The organism is Mycobacterium sp. (assembly GCF_050700595.1).
GTDB lineage: Bacteria > Actinomycetota > Actinomycetes > Mycobacteriales > Mycobacteriaceae > Mycobacterium.
Map to the genome: position 1 here is coordinate 1 of NZ_JBOHHI010000211.1, position 4,806 is coordinate 4,806.

Consider the following 4,806-nt stretch of genomic DNA (forward strand, 5'->3'; position numbering starts at 1 on the left):
GGTACACGATGCTGGAGGTGCCGACGACGACGAGCACATCGGCGGCCGCCGTCGCCTCGACCGCGTGCTGCCACGTTTCCTCGGGTAGCGGTTCGCCGAACCACACGATGTCGGGGCGGATCAGCCCGCCGCACACACAAATCGGTGGCTGTACCTCCAGCGCCGGCTCGGGCATCTCGGGAAGTTCACCGTCATAGGGCAGACCGCAAGTGTCACAACGGAAGTCAAACAAACTGCCGTGTAGATGGTGCACCGGCGAGCTGCCGGCGCGCTCATGCAAATCGTCGACATTCTGGGTGACGACGCTGACCTCGGCGTGGTCCTGCCAGGCAGCGACGGCGCGATGTCCCTCGTTGGGTTCGACACGGCTCACCAGGTAGTGCCGCCACAGATACCAGCCCCAGACCCGCTCCGGGTTTCGTCGCCAACCCTGCGTGCTGGACAGTTCGTAGGGGTCGAACTTGGCCCACAGCCCGTTCTTGTCGTCGCGAAATGTCGGCACGCCGCTCTCGGCCGAGATTCCCGCGCCGGAAAGCACCGTCACTCGCACCCCACCAAGATAGCCGGACTGCGCAATACTGGGCACGTGCAGCCGGGGGAGTGGCTACGTATCGACGGACAATCGGCCCGGCCGCCGTTCGACCAACTCAGGACGCAGATCATCGACGCAATCCGGGCCGGGACGCTGCGGCCCGGCACCCGGCTGCCCACCGTGCGCGAACTGGCCGGCGAGCTCGGCCTGGCCGTCAATACCGTGGCCCGCGCGTATCGCGAGCTGGAAGCCGCCGCCGTCGTCGAAACTCGGGGGCGCCACGGCACATTCGTCGCACACGTCGACCCCTCCGACGCCGCGATGGCCGCCGCGGCCGGTGTCTATCTCGACGTGGCCCGCGGATTGGGACTCGGCAAAGCCGACGCGCTGCGTTATCTGGACGCCGCGGACGACGACTAGCCGATCAGCCGAACTCCAGCAGCGTCAACGCCGGACGCAGTAAGTCCAGGGCACGCATACGATAGGCGCTCGACAGCAGGTGGTTGAATAACACGCCACGGCCGGGCGGGAGCGGCAGATCGCGCACGACGCGGATGCCCGGCACCGTGTTCACCAGATCCGCGGCCTGGGTCACCGACATGGTGAACGGCATCGGCGGGACCTTGTAACGCAGCGAGATCCAATGCCCGCGCCGGGTGAACCAGCCGAACCAGACCGGCGGCAGATCGAAGAGCATCTGGCCGCCGGGAAACCGCTTGGCGCACTCGGTGATCAGTCCCAGCGCCTCGTCGGGCTGCAGATACATCAACAGTCCCTCGGCGGTGATGAACACGCCGCCCGACGGGTCGACATGTTCGGTCCAGCTGTAATCCAGCGCGGACTGCGCGCACACCGACAGCCGTGGCGATTTCGGCAACAGCCGAGCGCGAAGGTCGATGATTGGCTTCAAATCAACTGCCAGCCAACGAAATTGACCGTGGCTTATGGCCGTGTCCAGACGCCAGAAGCTGGTCTGCAAGCCCTCTGCCAATGCGACCACGGTTGCCGACGGGTGGTCATCGAGGTAGCGGCGAGTGTGGGTGTCGAATGCCAGCGCCCGCAGGCCCATATCTTGCCGGGTCGGGCCGAACTTGGCGAAGTCGAAGTCGATGGACTCAGTCAGGGCGACGGCCATCGGATCCTCGATCACACCGTCGGGCCGGGCGGCCTCTCGCGCGCGGGCCCGCAGCGTCATCAGGGCCGTCTCGGAAACACCGGTGAGGTTTGCCCGCTCTCGGGTGGGGCTCATCGCCGCAACCCTACCTGCTGTCGCTCACCGCACTACTTTGCGCAGCGTTCGCAGGTTTCGGGTGGTGGTTGACGACTTGTAGCGCCGTTTACCCATCGTCTTGCCGATGGTGCTGTCCAGCGTGTTCCCCTTGGGCACCTGCCAATAGATCACGCCGTCCCCGCGGGCGATCTTCTCGTCGGGCCCGGCCCGCAACGCGGCGAGCTCGTCGAGCACGTCGGGATCGGTGACCAACGTGACGTAGGAGTGGTACCCGTCGACTTCGGGCTCGAACGGGTAGGCATCGACGACGGCCCGCACCGTGTCGAGCTCGTAGACCAGCACCCATGCGTCGTAACCGAATCGCGCTCGCAGTGCGGTCTCCGCCCTGGTGCGTACCGCGTCGGCAGCAGTGGGCGACTCCAGCAGCACGTTGCCGGTGGCCAGGATCGTGCGCACGTCGGCAAACCCGGCGTCGGTTAGTGCCGTTGCCACATCGGCCATCCTGAGGTTGACGCCACCGACGTTGACGCCACGCAGGAACGCTGCAAAGCAGGTCATGTCGCGATGGTATCGACGCCGGGCGACGTAGGCTTTCAGGCATGGGACGCCAAGTGTTCGACGACAAGTTGCTGGCCGTGATCAGCGGAAACTCGATCGGGGTGCTGGCCACCGTCAAACGCGACGGACGTCCACAGCTATCCAACGTGCAGTATTACTTCGACGCCCGGCACAACGCCGTACAGGTGTCGATCACCGAACCGCGGGCCAAGACCCGTAACCTGCGTCGTGACCCGCGGGCATCGCTTCTGGTCAGCTCCGATGACGGCTGGTCGTACGCGGTTGCCGAGGGCACCGCGCAGCTGACACCGCCGGCGGCGGCGCCCGACGACGACACGGTAGAAGCGTTGATCACCTTGTACCGCAACATTGCCGGTGAGCACCCGGACTGGGATGAGTACCGCCAGGCCATGGTCACCGATCGCCGGGTCGTACTGACCATGCCGATATCGCACGTCTACGGTATGCCGCCGGGCATGCGGTAAGCGCGCTACGCTGCGGTCATGGCTGAATCCAACTCCGGGCCGGAAGACCAGACCAAGCGCGTGTTCCGCGAAGCCCTGGAGCGCAAGAACTCGAAGTCAGGGGGCGGATCCGACCACAAGGACGGCCGCGCCAAACAGGCCCGGACGCACGGGCCGGTGGAGAACCGCCGGGAGTTTCGCCGTAAGAGCGGATAACGTTACGAGGACTGCAGGACAAGGCTTTTGCTTTAGACTGTGCTGGTGTCGAAGCTGCAGTTAGTCCAGGAACCGACCGCCGACGCGCTGCTGGAGACCAATCCGTTCGCGCTGCTGGTCGGTATGCTGCTCGACCAGCAGGTGCCGATGGAGACCGCGTTTGCGGGTCCGAGGAAGATCGCCGACCGGATGGGCGGTTTCGACGCCGCTGAGATCGCCGACTACGACCCGGACAAGTTCGCCGGCCTGTGCTCGGAACCGCCTGCGGTGCATCGGCTTCCAGGCTCGATGGCCAAGCGGATCCAGGTCCTGGCGCAGATCATCGTGGACGACTACAGCGGCGACGCGGTCGCGTTGTGGACGACCGGCGACCCGGACGGGCCCGAGCTGCTGCGGCGGCTCAAGGGGCTACCGGGGTTCGGCGAGCAGAAGGCGCGAATCTTTCTGGCGCTGCTTGGCAAGCAGTACGGGGTCACACCGGCGGGCTGGCGCGCGGCGGCCGGCGAGTACGGCAAGGCCGGTATCCACATGTCGGTTGCCGATATCGTCGACGCCCGCTCGCTCGAGCAGGTGCGGTCCTACAAGAAGCAGATGAAAGCAGCTCAGAAGGGAAAGGCGGCGACGTGAAGACACACCTGACCTGTCCGTGCGGAGAGGCCATCGTCGGCAAGGACGAAGACGAACTGGTCGAGCTGACTCAGGCGCACCTGGCCAGCGTGCATCCCGGTCTGGAATACGACCGCGATGCGATCCTCTTCATGGCCTACTAACCCAGTTACCGCGAGCGTGCGTGTCTGTACGCCGACACGCCGTGAGCGGTGTACAAGTACGCACGCTCGCGGCAAGAAGGCCAAGAGGTAGCGCTGTTACGGCACCACCGTCGAACCGATGGTGGGCATGAACTGGCACTGCTTGTCCTTGGTGGTGACTTGCCCGAAGATCGTCGACAGGATGCTGCCCGAACCGGTGTCGGCGATCGCGGTCAACGTCGTCGGCCCGTCGGGGTTGATGTCGGGCTGCGGCTTGAGTGTCGCGCCGCCCGACTTGCCGGTGGTGAGGTTCACCCAGGTGACGTTCAGCGGCAGCTTCTGCACGTCGGCGGGTCCGGGGGTGCCGACGGCGGTGAACACATAGGCGGTCTGCCCCGCCGTTGGACCGGGCGTCGGAATCTTCGCCGGCCCGGCCACCGAGAGGGCGGTCGCGATGGAATTGCCGCCGTCCGCCAAGCAGGCGCTGCCGATCGACGGGTACATGAAGTCTTGCGTGGGCGGGGCGTCCGGGCTGAACGCCGGGGCGGGGGCGGCCTCCGGCGCCGGGGGCAGCGCGGCTGCCGGTGCGACCAGGTGGGGGGCCGGAGCAGGTGCAGGCGCGGCGTCCGGTGCCGCACCGGCGGCATGCGCGGGGTCGATGCCGGGTGGCAGATGTGCCTGCGCGCCCGGTTCAACACCGATCGGAGGAATGTGCGCCGTCGGGTCTTGGGCGAGTTGATTCACCGATGAGGCAACGTTTTTCGACGCGTCGGGCACTGTCGGATTGTGGGTGAACGCCGATGCCGCGGCCATCAGCAGCTGCGACGCCTGCTGTGGGTCGGCGGCGGCTTGCTGAATGATCGGGCTCAACTGCGTGAGTGCGGGCAGTCCCGGCAACTGCTGAGACGGTAACGGCTGGGGTGGCGCCGGATCAGCCGCGGCGGTCGGGCACAGCGCCACTGCGGCGGACGATGCGACGGTCGCGGCGGTCAAACCGCCGACCAGCTTCCATGTGCGTACCACGATGTTCTCCCGGTGCTTTGTAGTGAGTTAGCC

At 66.4% G+C, this 4,806-nt stretch carries 9 protein-coding genes; 5 read left to right on the forward strand and 4 right to left on the reverse strand.

What is annotated here, in order from left to right; genetic code table 11:
* The coding region (locus ACRDTL_RS19500) for an NAD-dependent deacylase (RefSeq protein ID WP_431508340.1) at positions 1–550 on the reverse strand (550 nt) is incomplete at its 3' end.
* Between the two features lie 36 nt (positions 551–586).
* On the opposite strand from ACRDTL_RS19500, the gene ACRDTL_RS19505 reads away from it, so the two are divergent.
* Positions 587–952: a GntR family transcriptional regulator gene (locus tag ACRDTL_RS19505; protein WP_431508341.1), complete on the forward strand. Its 366-nt coding sequence runs from the start codon at positions 587–589 to the stop codon at positions 950–952.
* Positions 953–956: 4 nt separating this feature from the next.
* Here ACRDTL_RS19505 and ACRDTL_RS19510 read toward each other — a convergent pair whose 3' ends face one another.
* Together ACRDTL_RS19510 and ACRDTL_RS19515 are read right to left on the reverse strand one after the other, a co-directional pair.
* Positions 957–1,781 (reverse strand): class I SAM-dependent methyltransferase, encoded by an 825-nt coding sequence (locus ACRDTL_RS19510; protein ID WP_431508342.1) that lies wholly within the window; start codon positions 1,779–1,781, stop codon positions 957–959.
* A 24-nt stretch (positions 1,782–1,805) separates the two neighbouring features.
* Positions 1,806–2,321 carry a DUF1697 domain-containing protein gene (locus ACRDTL_RS19515; RefSeq protein ID WP_431508343.1) on the reverse strand — a complete coding sequence of 172 codons (516 nt, stop codon included), beginning with the start codon at positions 2,319–2,321 and terminating at the stop codon, positions 1,806–1,808.
* Positions 2,322–2,362: 41 nt separating this feature from the next.
* On the opposite strand from ACRDTL_RS19515, the gene ACRDTL_RS19520 reads away from it, so the two are divergent.
* Genes ACRDTL_RS19520 through ACRDTL_RS19535 form a run of 4 tightly spaced genes read left to right on the forward strand, consistent with a single transcriptional unit; the run spans position 2,363 to position 3,771 of the window.
* Entirely contained in the window at positions 2,363–2,806 is a 444-nt protein-coding gene (locus ACRDTL_RS19520) for a PPOX class F420-dependent oxidoreductase (protein WP_431508344.1), read from the forward strand.
* 18 nt (positions 2,807–2,824) lie between these two features.
* On the forward strand, positions 2,825–3,001 hold the full coding sequence (locus ACRDTL_RS19525) for a DUF5302 domain-containing protein (RefSeq protein WP_431508345.1): 177 nt from the start codon (positions 2,825–2,827) through the stop codon (positions 2,999–3,001).
* A gap of 45 nt (positions 3,002–3,046) precedes the next feature.
* Positions 3,047–3,628, forward strand: coding sequence for an HhH-GPD-type base excision DNA repair protein (locus tag ACRDTL_RS19530; RefSeq protein ID WP_431508346.1), 582 nt, complete (start codon positions 3,047–3,049; stop codon positions 3,626–3,628).
* Positions 3,625–3,771 (forward strand): hypothetical protein, encoded by a 147-nt coding sequence (locus ACRDTL_RS19535; RefSeq protein WP_007169078.1) that lies wholly within the window; start codon positions 3,625–3,627, stop codon positions 3,769–3,771. Before ACRDTL_RS19530 ends, ACRDTL_RS19535 begins: the two co-directional genes overlap by 4 nt.
* 96 nt (positions 3,772–3,867) lie before the next feature.
* Here the strand turns inward: ACRDTL_RS19535 and ACRDTL_RS19540 are convergent, their stop codons facing one another.
* Positions 3,868–4,773, reverse strand: a complete 906-nt coding sequence (locus tag ACRDTL_RS19540) for an Rv1157c family protein (RefSeq protein ID WP_431508347.1) — start codon at positions 4,771–4,773, stop codon at positions 3,868–3,870.
* Between the last annotated feature and the right edge of the window lie 33 nt (positions 4,774–4,806).